Below are 16,952 nucleotides of genomic sequence, written 5' to 3'. Positions count from 1 at the left end.
CTTAATGGTCATTCTTTTGATTTAGCTTAAAAATCATCGAAGCACGACTCCTTTTATCAAACTCCTTACATCCTTCTAAAGAGGCTTTTCCTGTTTTCATATTTACCGTCAATTTGCATCCTTTTGCAATATTATCACCATCAATTAACATAACATTACGACCTGTCAAAACAACTATATTTGATTTTCCATCAAAAACACCTTCATCTCCCGTAGCAATTTGTGTTGCTGTTTTTATATAAACTTTTCCTGAAGCCTCCATTCTTTTAATAGCTGTTGAGCCAAATCCCATAGGCAAAACTGACTTCGCACTTACTTGATTTCCATCAATTTCTTCATATTCTTTATCATAATACACAACAAGCTTTGATGTTCGCAAAAGATTCTCACCTTGTGTCAGCGAAACATTACCACAGAAAATAGCTATCCCTTCTTTATCTTGTACTTCTAAAGAATTTGCATAAAGCTCTACCGGTTCTTTACTATTTGATAAATCAATTCCAAAATGAGTTTTTGCAGCGTATCCGTAAACTGTCCCTAATCCTAAAATTCCTACACTTAAAGCTAAATACAGACCTATCCGTTTTTTATACGATATTTTTGATTTCATCTTATCGTTCTCAGATTCTTTACTTGTATTCGCATAAAAGATATAATGAATTTTCTTCCATATAAAATCACTGAAAAGTCGTCTTTATTATTTCATCGCCTATCAACAATCAAATGCACTCCTCCCTTAAAATATAAAGATTGGCCTTTTTCACGGACTTGCAAAGCATTCGCAGTCAAAGATAAACCTGTAGTATATTGAATATCTATACGTTGATTGGTTTTTAACTGACCTTCAGATAAATTAATATTTGCATCCAAAAACTGTGCAATCATTTTATCTTTTATTGTCACTGTAAATGGTTTATCCAATTGCAAATAACCATTAATATTATCGTAAACTCCTCCTTGTGCATCAATAAAAAATGATCCCTGTTTGCCTGCAGGAATTTCAGCCGTAATGTTGAGTAACTCAATCATTCCAGAGCGCGTACGATCCTGAAATGCTTTTTCTGCTTTCAACCAATAAGGTTTACGCGAACGCGTATAACCTTCTAACTTTGGATTTATCATTGCTAGTCTCATAACGCCATCTTCTTCATGATTTAATATCAAGCGATCAGAAGAAGCTGGTACTGAAAAAAATGTAAACCAGAAAAAAAATAACATTATGATCAATGCAGAAAAAGGCAAAAAAACCTTTAAAAAACGAACCCGACGGGAGTGATGACAAGCTATTTTAAAGATATCACCAAAAGATGATTTCCTTGTAAAAAATTCAGAATGATTACGTATAATCATATTGTTATATCTCTCATTTTTTTATTCGCAAAATTTTATAATACGTATTTTCAAATTTTGCATATTGCAATCTTACTTTTCTTCGTTTTATTTTGCTTACAATGATTTATATATGTAACGTACACACATAGAACGTACAATTATAAATATAAAAACATTTTTTCCTTTTTGTGTGAAAGAGAGGCTATTTTGGTTAAGTCAGAACTTGTGCAAATTATTACCCGTCAAAATCCGCATCTTTTTCAACGTGATGTGGAAAATATAGTGAATGCTATCTTTGAGGAAATTTCTGAAGCCCTCGCCAATGGCGACCGTGTTGAACTTCGCGGGTTTGGAGCTTTTTCTGTCAAAAATCGTTCAGCTCGCAGCGGTCGTAATCCACGAACAGGTGAAACGATCGCCGTTGAAGAAAAATGGGTTCCTTTTTTTAAAACTGGTAAAGAGTTACGCAATCGGCTTAATTCATGAGTAAATTTATGAAAACAAAACAGATCTTCTTAATTATTATTTTAGTCCCTCTTACTATCCTTTTGATCGCTTTTATTGTAGCTAATCGTCAAATGGTCACATTAGTACTTAACCCTTTTCAAAATAACTCTGAAAGTCTTTCGTTTAGAGCTCCTTTGTTTGTTTGGCTTTTTACGTTTTTTAGCTTAGGTGTTTTATTTAGTAGTATTATTAATTGGTTTACTCAGCATCATTATCGCAAAGCACTTAAAGAAAGCAAGAATGAAATTGAAAAATTAAAAATGTCGACAAATGTATATATTGATGAATAAGTTAAACATAAAGAGCATTTTCAATGAATTTTTTTATATTCAATTGAAATCCTCAAATATATTATTCTTTCTTTTTTATACGTGCTTTGATACACCTTAATTTTTGGTATTCTACAAAATTTGAATAATCTTTAAGATAATTTTTAAAAAAGACATGTATCATGATGCCTAATATGTCTACTCAATTCTTTCCGACCAACTCCCATGATATATATCTGAAAGAACAGCTTCCTCTTATTTTAGAAACAAACGCAAGTGCAGATTATGCTCTCATTGACTCCGGCCATGGAAAAAAATTAGAACGTTATGGTTCTTACCGTATTATTCGACCAGAAGGTCAAGCTTTATGGCAACCCACTTTATCTCAAAAACATTGGTCTAATGTTGATGCTATTTTCACGGGAAATCGAGATGAAGAAGGTGTTGGTCGCTGGTATTTTCCTAAAAAACCACTCGGTGAAACATGGCCTCTTTCTTGGAATGGTTTGTCTTTTCTTGGACGTTTTACGTCTTTTCGTCATGTTGGCGTTTTCCCAGAACAAGATGCTCACTGGCGCTCAATGGAAGAACAAATTATTAAAGCTAAACGCCCTATAAAATTATTAAATCTTTTTGGCTATACAGGTATTGCTTCTTTGATTGCTGCACGCGCAGGAGCTCTTGTTACTCATGTTGATGCTTCCAAAAAAGCCATTCTCTGGGCAAAAACAAATCAAGAAAAAGCAGGATTATCCAATTGCTCTATTCGTTGGATTTGTGATGATGCTGTAAAGTTTGTTAAGCGCGAACTGCGTCGTAAAAAAACCTACGATATGATTCTTCTCGATCCTCCAGCCTATGGGCGTGGTCCTCAAGGTGAAGTTTGGCAACTTTTCGATCATTTACCCGAAATGATTAAAGACTGTCGTAAACTTTTATCCAATGAGTCACTTGCTGTTATTCTAACAGCCTACTCTATCCGTGCTTCTTTTTATACTCTTCACACTTTAATGCGTGATGAATTCACCAATATTGGAGGAACAATTGAATCAGGAGAACTCATCTTACGTGAAGAAGTTGCTGGACGTGCTTTGTCTACTTCCCTTTTTAGCCGCTGGATTGCTTGAATATGTGTACACAAAAGACTGGAAAAGTAAAAGAAATAACTTCTCTTAGTAACCCAATCATTAAAGATCTTAAAGCACTTAACCAAAAGAAGAATCGAAATAAAGAAGGTGTTTTCATAGCAGAAGGGCTGAAACTCGTCATTGATGCTTTAAATCTTGGATGGACAATCCAAACTCTCATTTTTTCAAAAAACGGACTTGGTAATCCTCTCATTGAAAATACAGCAGCGCGCACTGTAGCTTGCGGAGGTTTTGTCATTAAAACTTCACAAAAAATTATTGAATCCATAACTCGACGCGATAATCCACAAACAGTTATTGGTATTTTTAAACAACAATGGCATCCTATTGAAAAAATAAAAGGATTGCCAAAAGATGTCTATATTGCTCTTGATCGTGTGCGCGACCCAGGTAATCTTGGCACAATCATCAGAACTGCTGATGCGGTCGGAGCAAAAGGAGTTATTTTAATTGGGGAAACAACAGATCCTTTTTCTCCCGAAGCTGTTCGTGCAACAATGGGATCAATTTTTTCTATACCTCTTTATCGCTTAAATGAAGATGCTTTTTTAAGCTGGTCTACACACTTTAAAGGCATGATTATTGGAACACATTTGAAAAAATCTGTCGATTACCGTACAATCGATTTTAAAAATGGTCCTATTATACTTTTAATGGGCAATGAACAACAAGGTTTGCCAGATAGTCTCGCAAATCGGTGTGATCAGCTTGTGCGCATTCCACAAAGCGGACGCGCTGACTCTCTTAATTTAGCTGTTGCCACAGCAATAATGCTTTATGAAATTCGCCGTCCTCATTTAACATTTGAACCGAATGAGACATAAATATGACGTTCAAATCTCTTTCTTTTTTTCTTTTTAATCTTTTCATCATGGTAGGGCTTGACCAAGCAATTAAATACTGGGTTACGCATACTATACCTTTAGAAACAGAAATTTCTCTTATTCCTTTTATTTCTCTTTACCACGTACACAATTCTGGCATTGCTTTCTCATTTCTTTCCTCTTTTCCTCATTGGGTATTTATTCTTTTTACAATCATCATGATTATTTTTCTTTTAGGACTATGGAATAATACTAAGAATATTCAAACTAAAACTCTCTCATCTTTTGGTATTGTTGGTATTATTGGTGGAGCTATTGGAAATCTTATTGACCGTATACGTTTCCACTATGTCATAGATTATATATCACTGCATGTTGACGGTATATTTTCTTTTGCTATCTTCAATCTTGCTGATACTTTTATCACCCTTGGAGCCATCGCTATTTTAATTGACGAACTTTTTCTTTATCCCAAAAAAAGACGCTCTTTTGATACTTTTCCTGAATAAAAGATCATTAAAGATATAAGTATTATCGATAAAAATTGAATAAAATACTTTTAATTATCTCATTTTTGTAAAAACAATATTTTAAAGTTTTTATCATTCTAATTTTCAAGTGAAATGGTGATAAATTAAGCACAAGAGTGAAAAGCCTACAGAACATTAAGAAACAGCACAATTATGGGCTTAAATTCAAAAAAAATACTCTTTTTTGAGCAATATGACATTTTTACAGCTTCCTGAATCTCACATAAACAATAAGAGACGGAAGAGTAAATGAATGACAAAAAACAACGTAATGATTTTTTAAAATGGGCAATCGCTTTTTTTACTCAATTCACGCACTCTTGCACTTCTGTTTTCACGTCAGTTTTTTTCCGCTTTTAACGATGATTTTGTCAAAAATATTCTTATTCTTTTCATTTTCTATTCTTAAACCTTGTATTCAAGAAAAATACCTATCTTATCATTTAATCATATTTCTTTTCTTGATGGTTTTCTAGCTTTCATCATTTGTGAAACAATAAATATGCGTAATCCATCTTTTGCTATTTACACTGACATTACAAAAACTTGGTGGATTCTTTCTTTTCTAAAACACATTAATATTTTTTGTATTGGTCATACTCATTCTCTCAGAACCCGTCATTTTATACGCATGATAAAACAAAAACACCGCTTATTATGTTCCTATAAAGCCTTATTACCATTATAGAATCTCTTAAAAATCTATAATTATGCTGCTATGATTGCTGGTAAAATAAGAGCTCAAATAATCCCTATTAAAATTGATGACCTCGAACGCTTCTTTTTTTTAAATTTTTCAGAGATGTATACACACCGTAAACTTTTTCCTAAAGTACGTGTTATTATCATTAAACCTATTAATTTAAAAATTAATACAAATTTTAAAAATATAAATATTTGATATTCATCAATAAAAATAGAGTGTCCAATCAAACCAAATGTTTTTGCAAGAAAAAATCATTACTTTATTTATTGAAATGAATGTTTTTTTATGATCACCAATGAAATAAACTCCACAACTTCACAAAATAATATTAATATTTTTGATAAAAAACAAATTCTTATGTTACAAATTTGTAAAGTTTTCTTTCATAAAAGTATCTTGTATTTTTTAAATAATTCTCCATAATAGAAAAGTGTATGCTGAAATTCTATCAGCGGAGCATAAGATTTGTTGTATCTGTTTGTTAGACAAGTTCTTATATAAAGTAAAACAGAACAATGATAAGACTTGTTTTATATGACTAACAGAACGTGTACTAAAGGATTTTAATGTTATGGCTGGTTTCAAAAATTTACGTTCGGCGTCTGTTTCTCATGCCGATGCATCAATTGATCAAGGGTTGCGCAGCTATATGCTGGGTGTCTACAATACAATGGCCATTGGTTTGCTTATTACAGCTGTTGCCGCTTATGCAATTTCATCATTGGCCACAACAACAGACATGAGTCAAGCAGTCGCTCAAATTAATGGAAGTGTTTATCTCACATCATTTGGAGTAACATTTTATACTTCACCATTCTCTTATATCGTTATGTTTGCGCCACTTATTGCTGTATTATTTCTTAGTTTTAAAATTAATAAACTAAGCACAAGTGCCGCGCGAAGTTTGTTTTTTGGTTACGCTACTCTTGTTGGACTTTCATTGTCATCAATCATTTTGCGTTACACACCAGAAAGCATTGTACAAACATTTATTATTACCTCTGCAGCATTTGGTTCTCTCTCTCTTTATGGTTACTCTACAAATCGTGACCTTACAGCGATGGGATCGTTTTTGTTTATTGGTTTGATCGGATTAATACTTTCCATGATTGTTAATATTTTTCTTGGATCAAGTGCTTTACAATTTGCTATTTCAATCATTGGTGTCTTTATCTTCGCTGGTTTGACCGCTTATAATACACAAACAATTAAATTAATGTATTATGAAGGAGATGGATATGACACTCGTGGTCGTAAAATTATTATGGGTGCATTAAATCTTTATCTTGATTTCATTAATATGTTTGTATTTTTATTGCAGTTTATTGGCTCAAACCGCGATTAAACATAATAGCTATTATTCTTTATTTAAAAGCCTTATTTCTTTTAAGAAGTGGGGCTTTTTGTTTTTAAGACAAATACTTGCTTATCCTTTAACATTCTAAATAATTATATTCAAAGGATAAAAATGATAAAAAAAACAAATAAAATTTTTAATCACTCTTTATTCAAAACTATTCATAATAACTTTAATTATCAATCAAAAACTATTCACTATGGTACCCATTATGATTTTGTTGTAGCCTCTTATAATATTCATAAATGTGTAGGCGTTGATAAAATTTTTAACCCTACCCGTATTGTTCATGTTATTGCAGAATTACAAGCTGATATTTTAGCTCTTCAAGAAGCAGATAAACGTTTTGGTAAACGCGTTGGCTTAATTGATCTTCAATTTTTAAAAGCTGAAACAGGTTTAATTCCAGTTCCTTTAAATACCATGTCTCCAAATGGTCATGGTTGGCATGGAAACGTTCTTTTTTTACGTCAAGGATCTATCCATGATATTTTTCAAATCTCTCTCCCTGGTATTGAACCACGTGGTGCTATCATTGTAGAATTAAAAATGAAAACTGGATTTATTCGTATCATTGCAACTCATTTTGGTTTACTGCGTCATTCCCGAAATCAGCAAGTCAAAAAACTTCTTGCTTTTTTGCAAAAACGACCTCTTATGCCCACACTTCTCATTGGTGATCTAAACGAATGGCGTATAGGAAAAAGATCATCTTTAAATCATTTCTCTTCCTATTTTGATAAAACATTTGAAACTGTACCAAGCTTTCCCTCTCGTTTTCCTTTTCTTGCTCTTGATAGAATTTTTGCATTTCCTCATCAATTAGTCACAAAAATTGAAAATCACAATTCGCCTTTAGCACGTATTGCTTCAGATCATTTGCCGATAAAATCTTATATTAATCTTATCAAAGCAACAGAGACTCTTCATAAACAATAAGTAAAAAAGCTAATGTGCTTCATCCCAATTTTGGGCAATCATTATTTTCACTTCAAGAGGAACAGATAAAGATAATGCTGGCATTGTAGCATTTTCCATAATATTCTTAACAAGAATGGCTGTTTTTTTACTTTCAATTTCAGAAACTTCAAAAACAAGTTCATCGTGAACCTGTAGCAACATTTTTGCTGATAGTTTTTCTTTTTCTAACGCTTTTTCCATCTGAATCATAGCACGACGAATAATATCTGCTGCTGATCCTTGAATCGGCGCATTAATAGCAGCTCGTTCATTAAACGCACGAATTTGTGGATTAGCTGACTTTATTTCCGGATAATGAATACGACGCCCAAAAATAGTTTCTACATAACCATATTGGCGTGCAAATATTTTAGTTTTTTCCATATAATCTTTAATTCCCGGAAATCTTTCAAAATACAATTGAATATAGCTACTTGCTTCCTCACGTGAAATCCCTAACTGATTTGCCAACCCAAAAGCTGAAATACCATAAATAATGCCAAAATTAATTGCTTTTGCACGTCGACGAATATCTGAAGACATATCTTCTATTGTAACACCAAACATTTGTGATGCGGTGATAGCATGAATATCTTGACCTTGCGCAAATGCCTCTTTTAACGCAGCAATATCAGCAATATGAGCAAGTATACGTAATTCAATTTGATTATAATCAGCCGATAACAATACATGGCCTTCTGGTGCAATAAAAGCTGTTCGAATTTTGCGTCCTTCAATTGTCCGTATTGGAATATTTTGTAAATTAGGATCAGATGATGATAAGCGTCCTGTTGATGTTGTTGCTAAAGAATAATTTGTATGAACACGTCCTGTTTTAGGCGAAATATAATGCGGTAAAGCATCAGTATAGGTTGATTTTAATTTTGTAAGTTGACGCCAATCAATAATCTTACGTGGTAAAATATGACCTTCAGCAGATAATTCCTCTAAGATCTGAACCGATGTTGACCATTGTCCACCTTTTGTTTTACTTCCGCCTGGTAAACCCATTTTATCAAAAAGAATATCTCCCAATTGTTTTGGTGAAGCAATATTAAATTTTTCACCAACTAGAGTATAAATTTCCTCTTCTAAAACAAGCGCAGCCTGTGCTAATTCTCCCGAAAGACGTGATAAAATTTTCCTATCAACAAGAATTCCACGCTCTTCCATTCTTGCAAGAACTTCTACCAAAGGTCGATCGAGGCGTTCATAAATTTTTGTCATACCACGTGCTACAAGCTGTGGTTTTAAAACTTTCCATAAACGCAGTGTTACATCAGCATCTTCTGCTGCATAAAGAGTTGCTTGTTGCAAATCTACTTGTGCAAAGGAAGAAATTTTTTTTCCATTATGAGTCAAATCTTTGTAAGCAATTGGTTTATGTCCGAGCCATCTTTCGGATAAAACATCCATACCATGTGTAAAAGCTCCAGCATCTAAAGCATACGACAATAACATTGTATCATCAAAAGAACGTATTACTATTCCATGTTGCTTCATAACTAGCCAATCATATTTTATATTTTGTCCAATTTTTAAAACTGATTGATCTTCTAATATTGGTTTCAAAAGAGCCAAAGCTTTTTGTGTTTCTATTTGTTCAGTAATACGGCCATTTCCCAATAGATCACATTCTCCTTTAATGTGTTCAAGTGGGATATAAGCGACTTTTTCAGGCTGTAAAGCTAATGAAAAACCAACAAGCTTTGCTTGCATAGGATCAAGAGAATTTGTTTCAGTATCAAAAGCAAAATAACCTTGATCTTGTGCTTCCAGTAACCATTCTTTTAAAATTTGTTCATCAAGAATAGTTTCATAAACATCTCTTTTAATTTTTTGAACAAGAGCTTGATCTTTCCGTTTTTGTGCTAAAGATTGCGGAGAATTTTCAGAAAAATCATGAATTTGTGTTGTATTAACTTTTCTATCTTCAGAATTAAATCCGTGTGTTGTTTCTTTCCATTCAATATCTATTTCAAGTGCATCAATAACTGCTGCATCACATGCTGTCGATTCCGCCACACGACGTGTTAATTTTGTAAATTCCATTGCTTTAAGAAAAGCAATTAAACGCGGACCATCTTGAGGTTCTAAGACAAAACTATCTAAGTTATTATCTACTGGTACGTCTTCTTTAAGTTTAACCAATTCACGAAATTTCTTTGCTTGTTCACCATAAGTTTGAATATTCTCACGACGTTTTGTTTGTTTAATTTCTTCCGCATTCTGTAACAAATGATCGAGAGTGCCATATTGATTTAATAATTGTGCTGCAGTTTTAGGACCGATTCCAGGAATACCAGGAATATTATCTGCAGAATCTCCTATTAAAGCTTGCAAATCGACCATTTTTTCAGGTGTTACCCCCCATTTTTCTATAACTTCAGGAACACCAATATGTTTATCTTTCATTCCATCATACAACGAAACATGCGTATTGACTAATTGCATTAAATCTTTATCAGAAGAAATAATGGTCGTGGTTGCTCCAGCTTGTGTTGCTAGACGTGCATAAGTTGCAATTAAATCATCTGCTTCAAATCCTTCTTTTTCTATACAAGGTAAATTGAACGCTTTTGTTGCCTGTCTTATCAAAGCAAATTGAGGAATAAGATCTTCAGGAGGAGCTTCTCTATTAGCTTTATATTGAGGATAAATTTTTTTACGAAATGTTTCAGATGAATAATCAAAAATAACAGCAAAATGTGTTGGGACAATACCAGTATCTGCATTACGGGCATCACAAAGTAATTTCCATAGCATATTACAAAAACCAGCTACAGCTCCTACAGGAAGTCCGTCTTTTTTTCGTTTCAAAAGTGGAAGAGCGTAATAAGCACGAAAAACGTAACCTGATCCATCAATCAAAAAAAGATGATCTTTTGCTTTCATAACAATTTTTCTTCTCCATTTCAGTTTAAATCAAATTTATTTTTATATTTTAAAAATATTATCTTAAAATTGATTGTTGCCTCTAAAAAGCCATTTTTTTTGTTTTTATGGTTTTAACATCGCTGCGTTTACGTTTGTACCTAAAGCTTTTTTTTGCTGTTACAGGACATAATAGCTTTCATTTTGCTCCTCCTATGATGGCTAAAGGGCACGATGCAGTGATAGGTCGTTGTGGTGTTCCCCTCCCCACAACGACCATTTTTTTATTTAAAAAGTATGACAAAGTTTCTATTAAATCTTTATGAAATCATTCCATAATGCTTTTTTGCCTATTTTTCTTACCAAATCAGCATGCATACTTTTTTCCTGTTCACTTAACCTTGAAGGTAAAGTTTGTGGACGAGCTTTGATCGTATATAAAGACTTACCATTTTTTGTATCTACATTAGTCTTATCATCAAAAACGAATCTACCCTGTTTTCCACCAATTAATTCAATATAAACATCAGCAAGAATCTCTGCATCAAGAAGAGCTCCGTGAAGAACACGATGACTATTATCAATTCCGAAACGTTTACATAAAGCATCGAGAGAATTAGGCCCCATAGGGAATTTTCGTCGTGCCAGAGCTAATGTATCAATAACGTTATCAATACTAATAAGCGATTTATTCACACGTTTCAATTCAGCATTAAGAAAGCTAATATCAAAACTTGCATTGTGAGCAATCATCATTGCTCCATCGATAAATTCTAAAAATAAATCAGCAACATCGCCAAATTTTTTTTCATCTTTTAAACGTTCATTAGTCAATCCATGGACAGCAACAACTTCATCGGGAATAATCACCCCTTGTGGATTCAAATAAGTATGAAATCTACGTCCTGTAATATAACGATCAATCATTTCTATACAACCAATTTCGATTATACGATCGCTGTCTTTATCGAAACCTGTTGTTTCTGTATCAAAAATAATTTCACGCATTACTTTATTTTTTTTAAGAAATATCTTTTAACAAACTCTTGATTACATCAAAAACTTGTTGGCGAGTATTTTCTAAATCTTTTCCAGTATCAATAATAAAATCGGCACGATTTCTTTTTTTTTCATCGGACATTTGTCTAGCATTAATAATTGCAAATTTTTCTTCTGTCATATTAGGACGAATCATTACCCTTTTCTTTTGTATTCCTAACGGAGCAGATACAACAACGACATTATCCACACGATTTTCTCCTTTTGTTTCGAAAAGAAGAGGTATCTCTAAAACAACTAATGGCTTTCCTTGTTGACGCGCTGTTTGTATGAATTTTTTTTCTTTTTTTTGGACTAAAGGATGAATTATTCTTTCTAATATTTCTAATTTTTCACAATTATTAATCAAAATTTTGGAAAGTTTTAAGCGATTAACTTGACCTTTTTCAACTACACCAGGAAAAGTTTTTTCTATAAGAGATAAAATGGTTTTATTTTTGTAAAGTTGATGCACCGTTTCATCAGCACTAAAAACAGGAATACCGGCTTGTTTAAAAAAATCAGCAACTGTTGATTTTCCCATACCTATTGATCCTGTTAATCCTATGATTTTCATTTTTTATTTTCTATCTTGATCCATATCTCTCAAATTAAATACCATCTGTTTTTGAAGTGTAAAAAACACATATCATCAGTAATTCTAAAAAAAATCATTCATCCATGTTAATTAAAAGTAGAAATATAAAAGTTTTTGATTACTTTGATTTTTAAAACAGCCTATAAAAATATCCATTTTTTTCTTTTTATAATTCATTATCAAACTAGCCGTTAATGATATTAAAATCACGCAATTTGCTCAATAAAGGCAATAAAGGTAAACCAACAATAGTAAAAAAATCTCCTTCTATTTTCTCAAAAAGATGAATTCCTTCTCCTTCAATTTGGTATACTCCTACGCTTTTTAAAACATCCGTTCCTGCGCGCTTTAAATAATATTCAATAAATTCTGATGAAAGAGGACGTACTGTCATAGAAGCACTAAAAACATCTCCCCAAATCTCTTGACCATTTTTAAATAACACCACTGCACTATGAAGAGAATGCATTTTCCCTGATAAAATACATAAACGCTCATAAGCCTCTTTCTTATTTTCTACTTTGTGAAAAACTTGACCTTCTAATTCAAGAATCTGATCACATCCAATAACAAATGCATTAGGAAAACGATCTGAAACATATTTAGCTTTAGCGCTTGCAAGAAAATGACTCAATTTTTTAGGTGTTTTTATTTCTGCTTTTTTTTCCACACTTCGTTCATCAATAGAAGAACCCTCAACAAAAAAATTTAAACCAGCTTTTTTCAATAATTGCGCACGATACGAACTAAGAGATGCTAATATTAACATATTTTTTACCATGTTTTTCTCATTTTCCTTCGCGAAATCGTGATAAAAGTTCAAATACCGCTGCAGCATTTTCTTCTATAGAACGTCTTGTAACATCAATAATAGGCCACCCATAACGTTCACAAACACGTTTTGAATAAGTTAATTCTTCAGCTATCTTGGTGCGATCAATATAACTTTCAGAAACAAAACCATCTCCAAGATCTCGATTTTTACGAACATGTGAAATTCTTTCAACAGAAGCTATTAAACAAACAATCAAAGAATTTTTAGCTTTAAAAAGACCTTGTGGTAAATCAATCCCTGGAATGAGCGGTACATTAGCGGTTTTTATACCACGATTTGCCAAATAAATACTGGTTGGTGTTTTAGATGTTCTTGAAATTCCTATAAGAATTACGTCCGCACACATTAATCCTTCAGATGATTGTCCATCATCATGCTCTATTGTAAAATCCAATGCCTCAATACGACGAAAATAATCTTCATTGAGATCATGTTGCGCACTTACACGTAAATTTGTTGGTATCCCAAGATAAGATTGAAAAGCATTTAAAATAGGATTCAATATATCAATACAGGGAATACCCACTTTTGCACATGTCTTATTGATAAGTAATTTTATATTTTTATCAATAATTGTATAAAGAACAATACCAGGCTCTTGTTTTATTTCATCGAGAACTCTCTGCAACTGTACTTTATTTCGAATCATCGGATAGATATGCTCTATTGCCTGAAACATCGCGTATTGAGCTGCGACAGCTCTCCCTGCAGAGATTAAAGTTTCTCCTGTTGCATCAGAAATCATATGTAAATGAAAAGATTTTTTTTCTTTTGTCACAGAAATTTTAACTCCTTGTTAATACATGTGTATATAGCGCTGTATTTTTTTATAAAACTAAAATTCAAGGAAAAAATTCTACTCTTATGCACAAACTAAATAACCTTAGCGAATAAATCCATTATTTTCTTAAAGATAGTGGATAATAGTTCTAAGATAATTTTATTCTTATATTTTTTTTATTTCTAGTTGTGGATATAATTGAGGAAAAAAGAGTATAAATAATAATTCACATAAAACACAGGTTTAAATAAGAAAAAAAACTCTCTTCTAAAAAATTATTAATTTAAAAAAATTGAAAAATTATTAACAATAGCTCTTCTAAAAAAGATTAAAAAACTATGTATTAAGGAGAAATCATTAAGAGTTATGCTTGCAGTTTCAAAGAGTTGAGTGTATAAAGGCGCTTCTTTACAACTTATAGAATTGTTCCATTCTCTAAATCTTCCGTAAATTTAAAATAACTTCCTAATAAAACCAAAGAGCATATTTCATGCAGGAAATGAAACTACAAGAACTTAAAAACAAGAACCCAGTTGAACTTGTCTCTTTTGCCGAAACATTAGAAGTTGAAAACGCTTCATTGATGCGTAAACAAGAATTAATGTTTGCTATTTTAAAAAAATTAGCATTGCAAGATGTTGAAATTATTGGAGAAGGAGTTGTTGAAGTTCTTCAAGATGGATTTGGGTTTTTACGATCAGCAAATGCTAATTATCTCCCTGGTCCAGACGATATTTATCTTTCACCAGCACAAATTCAATCTTTTTCTTTAAAAACAGGAGATACTGTTGAGGGACCGATACGGAGCCCTAAAGAAGGAGAACGTTATTTTGCTCTTCTCAAGATCAATACAATTAATTATGAAGATCCTGAAAAAATTCGTTATAAAGTTCATTTTGATAATCTTACACCCCTTTATTCAAATGAACGTTTCCAAATGGAGATACAAGATCCTACAGAAAAGGATATGTCATCGCGGGTGATTGATTTAATATCCCCCTTAGGAAAAGGTCAGCGAGGATTAATTGTAGCTCCTCCTAGAACGGGGAAAACAGTTTTATTACAAAATATAGCACATTCTATTACAACTAATCACCCTGAATGTTACCTTATTGTTCTTTTGATCGATGAAAGACCAGAGGAAGTTACTGATATGCAGCGTTCTGTAAAAGGAGAAGTAGTTTCTTCCACTTTTGATGAACCAGCAATACGGCATGTTCAAGTTGCTGAAATGGTTATTGAAAAAGCTAAGCGTCTTGTTGAATATGGGCGTGATGTTGTGATTCTTCTTGATTCAATTACCCGTCTTGGTCGAGCCTATAATACTGTTGTTCCTTCATCTGGTAAAGTTTTAACAGGTGGTGTTGATGCAAATGCTTTACAACGTCCAAAGCGTTTTTTTGGTGCAGCACGTAATATTGAAGAAGGTGGGTCTCTAACAATTATTGCAACTGCTTTAATTGATACGGGTAGCCGTATGGATGAAGTTATTTTTGAAGAATTTAAGGGAACTGGTAATTCGGAAATTGTTCTTGATCGTAAAGTTGCTGATAAACGTATTTTCCCAGCAATGGATATTTTAAAATCCGGAACACGTAAAGAAGATCTTTTGGTGGCACGTCAAGATTTACATAAGATTTTTGTTCTTCGTCGTATTCTAGCACCGATGAATGTGACAGATGCAATTGAGTTTTTGATTGATAAGCTAAAACAGACGAAAAACAATAGTGAATTTTTTGATTCAATGAATACTTAATTTTATTAGGGTTAATCCTGTGGATACAATCTTTGCTGTTTCAAGTGGGTTGTTACCTTCAGGAGTCGCTGTTATTCGACTTTCTGGTCCTCATGTTGTTGAAGTTGTTAAAACGCTTTGTGGTTTTCTTCCTAAAGCAAGATTTATGCATTATGGTGACCTTATTGCTCGTGATGGAACTTTTTTAGATTCAGCTTTAACTGTTTTTTTTCCTGCTCCTCACAGTTTTACAGGTGAAGATTGTGCTGAATTTCACCTCCATGGAGGAAAAGCTGTCGTTAGCCGTTTTCTTGATGAATTATCCACATTTACTGGATGTCGTATTGCTGAAGCAGGAGAATTTTCACGTCGAGCCTTTGTCGAAGGGAAAATAGATTTAGTTCAAGCAGAAGCTCTTGCTGATCTCATAGAAGCAGAAACAGAAAGTCAAAGACGTTTAGCTGTTATGGGAACGAGTGGTAGTCTTACAAATCTTTATCGTGATTGGCGTCATAAATTGATGACAGCACGTGCTTTGATTGAAGCAGAATTAGATTTTTCTGATGAGGCTGATGTTTCTAGTTTTTCATCTGAAAAAATTTGGCAAGATTTAAAAGAACTTTGCCATTCAATTTGTAAACATATTACTGATGGAGAAAGGGCAAGCGTTTTACGCGATGGAATAAAAATTGCTCTTGTAGGAGCTCCAAATTCCGGAAAATCAAGTATTATTAACCGTTTTGCTGGAAGGTCTGTTGCTATTGTAACAGAAGAGGAAGGGACAACGCGTGATGCTTTAGAAATTAGATTAGTCCTTGCTGGTTTACCAATTCTTTTAACAGATACTGCTGGTTTTAGAAAAACAGAAAACAAAATTGAACAGTTAGGAATAGAAGCAGCTAAACAGTGTGTTATGGATGCTGATTTAGTTATTTTAGTGAGTGATATGGGGAATCCTCAACAGGTTCATTTACCTGAAACATCTGCTGAAATATGGTCTGTTGGAAATAAACTTGACCTTTATGAAGGAGATAAAACACATTGGCCTATACAGTTTTCTGCTTTAACAGGTTTAAATTTTGATCATTTTGTAAAAGAAATAGAGTCTTTTTGTTTACGGCGTATTTCTGAAATTGGAAATATTGTTCCAGCGCGAAAAAGGCAGATTCAACTATTGAGAGAAGCTGTTAAAGAAATTGATGCTTCAATCAATTATGTTTCTCTTGATTTAAGTTTACGAGCAGAACATTTGCGTCGTGCAAGTGATTCACTTGGAAGAATTACGGGAGATATTGATGTTGAAGATTTACTTGATATTATTTTTTCGCAATTCTGTATTGGTAAATAGTGATTCACGTGAAACATTTATTATTTCATAGACAGATACGATCAAGATCATGTATTTTATAAACTCTTTTTATTTTATAGAGTTGTTTTAATTATTTTATTAGGATGAAT

17 protein-coding genes are annotated in these 16,952 nt (G+C 32.8%); 10 read left to right on the top strand and 7 right to left on the bottom strand.

The features are described 5' to 3' along the window. Nucleotide 1: 1 nt before the first annotated feature. Complete coding sequence (locus NPY00_RS00525) at nucleotides 2-610, bottom strand: LptA/OstA family protein (RefSeq protein WP_269020079.1); 609 nt, start codon at nucleotides 608-610, stop codon at nucleotides 2-4. A gap of 92 nt (nucleotides 611-702) precedes the next feature. Continuing rightward, complete coding sequence (locus tag NPY00_RS00520) at nucleotides 703-1,350, bottom strand: LPS export ABC transporter periplasmic protein LptC (protein ID WP_269020078.1); 648 nt, start codon at nucleotides 1,348-1,350, stop codon at nucleotides 703-705. A 189-nt stretch (nucleotides 1,351-1,539) separates the two neighbouring features. Here NPY00_RS00520 and ihfB point away from each other — a divergent pair, with 189 nt between their 5' ends. The 7 genes from ihfB (at nucleotide 1,540) to NPY00_RS00485 (ending at nucleotide 7,612) form a co-directional block, all read left to right on the top strand. Continuing rightward, complete coding sequence (gene ihfB, locus NPY00_RS00515) at nucleotides 1,540-1,818, top strand: integration host factor subunit beta (protein WP_269020077.1); 279 nt, start codon at nucleotides 1,540-1,542, stop codon at nucleotides 1,816-1,818. Nucleotides 1,819-1,826: 8 nt separating this feature from the next. After that, nucleotides 1,827-2,129 (top strand): LapA family protein, encoded by a 303-nt coding sequence (locus tag NPY00_RS00510; RefSeq protein ID WP_269020076.1) that lies wholly within the window; start codon nucleotides 1,827-1,829, stop codon nucleotides 2,127-2,129. A 161-nt stretch (nucleotides 2,130-2,290) separates the two neighbouring features. Continuing rightward, nucleotides 2,291-3,235: a class I SAM-dependent methyltransferase gene (locus tag NPY00_RS00505; RefSeq protein WP_442864018.1), complete on the top strand. Its 945-nt coding sequence runs from the start codon at nucleotides 2,291-2,293 to the stop codon at nucleotides 3,233-3,235. A 2-nt stretch (nucleotides 3,236-3,237) separates the two neighbouring features. Beyond that, nucleotides 3,238-4,080 (top strand): TrmH family RNA methyltransferase, encoded by an 843-nt coding sequence (locus NPY00_RS00500; RefSeq protein ID WP_269020075.1) that lies wholly within the window; start codon nucleotides 3,238-3,240, stop codon nucleotides 4,078-4,080. A gap of 2 nt (nucleotides 4,081-4,082) precedes the next feature. Further along, nucleotides 4,083-4,589 (top strand): signal peptidase II, encoded by a 507-nt coding sequence (gene lspA, locus NPY00_RS00495; RefSeq protein WP_269020074.1) that lies wholly within the window; start codon nucleotides 4,083-4,085, stop codon nucleotides 4,587-4,589. Between the two features lie 1,298 nt (nucleotides 4,590-5,887). Beyond that, a complete protein-coding gene (locus NPY00_RS00490) occupies nucleotides 5,888-6,661 on the top strand; it encodes a Bax inhibitor-1/YccA family protein (RefSeq protein WP_269020073.1) in 774 nt (257 codons plus the stop codon). Between the two features lie 123 nt (nucleotides 6,662-6,784). Then, nucleotides 6,785-7,612 carry an endonuclease/exonuclease/phosphatase family protein gene (locus NPY00_RS00485; RefSeq protein ID WP_269020072.1) on the top strand — a complete coding sequence of 276 codons (828 nt, stop codon included), beginning with the start codon at nucleotides 6,785-6,787 and terminating at the stop codon, nucleotides 7,610-7,612. Between the two features lie 9 nt (nucleotides 7,613-7,621). Here NPY00_RS00485 and polA read toward each other — a convergent pair whose 3' ends face one another. Next, on the bottom strand, nucleotides 7,622-10,528 hold the full coding sequence (gene polA / locus NPY00_RS00480) for a DNA polymerase I (protein WP_269020071.1): 2,907 nt from the start codon (nucleotides 10,526-10,528) through the stop codon (nucleotides 7,622-7,624). 107 nt (nucleotides 10,529-10,635) lie between these two features. Here polA and NPY00_RS00475 point away from each other — a divergent pair, with 107 nt between their 5' ends. Continuing rightward, nucleotides 10,636-10,833, top strand: coding sequence for a hypothetical protein (locus tag NPY00_RS00475; protein WP_269020070.1), 198 nt, complete (start codon nucleotides 10,636-10,638; stop codon nucleotides 10,831-10,833). On the opposite strand, the gene dnaQ is transcribed toward NPY00_RS00475, so the two are convergent. The 4 genes from dnaQ to NPY00_RS00455 all read right to left on the bottom strand — a co-directional run bounded on the left by dnaQ (nucleotide 10,820) and on the right by NPY00_RS00455 (nucleotide 13,756). Then, complete coding sequence (dnaQ, locus tag NPY00_RS00470; protein WP_269020069.1) at nucleotides 10,820-11,515, bottom strand: DNA polymerase III subunit epsilon; 696 nt, start codon at nucleotides 11,513-11,515, stop codon at nucleotides 10,820-10,822. The two genes, NPY00_RS00475 and dnaQ, sit on opposite strands and share 14 nt — an antisense overlap. Nucleotides 11,516-11,528: 13 nt before the next feature. Then, a complete protein-coding gene (coaE, locus tag NPY00_RS00465; protein WP_269020068.1) occupies nucleotides 11,529-12,122 on the bottom strand; it encodes a dephospho-CoA kinase in 594 nt (197 codons plus the stop codon). Between the two features lie 205 nt (nucleotides 12,123-12,327). Further along, nucleotides 12,328-12,924, bottom strand: coding sequence for a Maf family nucleotide pyrophosphatase (locus NPY00_RS00460; RefSeq protein ID WP_269020067.1), 597 nt, complete (start codon nucleotides 12,922-12,924; stop codon nucleotides 12,328-12,330). 7 nt (nucleotides 12,925-12,931) lie between these two features. Beyond that, on the bottom strand, nucleotides 12,932-13,756 hold the full coding sequence (locus NPY00_RS00455) for a pyruvate, water dikinase regulatory protein (protein WP_269020066.1): 825 nt from the start codon (nucleotides 13,754-13,756) through the stop codon (nucleotides 12,932-12,934). A 493-nt stretch (nucleotides 13,757-14,249) separates the two neighbouring features. Between NPY00_RS00455 and rho the strand changes: the two genes are divergently transcribed. Then, complete coding sequence (gene rho, locus NPY00_RS00450; RefSeq protein ID WP_269020065.1) at nucleotides 14,250-15,515, top strand: transcription termination factor Rho; 1,266 nt, start codon at nucleotides 14,250-14,252, stop codon at nucleotides 15,513-15,515. 19 nt (nucleotides 15,516-15,534) lie between these two features. Then, nucleotides 15,535-16,842, top strand: a complete 1,308-nt coding sequence (mnmE, locus tag NPY00_RS00445) for a tRNA uridine-5-carboxymethylaminomethyl(34) synthesis GTPase MnmE (RefSeq protein ID WP_269020064.1) — start codon at nucleotides 15,535-15,537, stop codon at nucleotides 16,840-16,842. Nucleotides 16,843-16,952 lie beyond the last annotated feature (110 nt).

The organism is Bartonella sp. F02, assembly GCF_026929975.1.
In the GTDB taxonomy this organism is placed as follows: domain Bacteria; phylum Pseudomonadota; class Alphaproteobacteria; order Rhizobiales; family Rhizobiaceae; genus Bartonella.
Note: the sequence above shows the minus strand (reverse complement) of the source record. Positions and strands in the feature narration are given on the sequence as shown.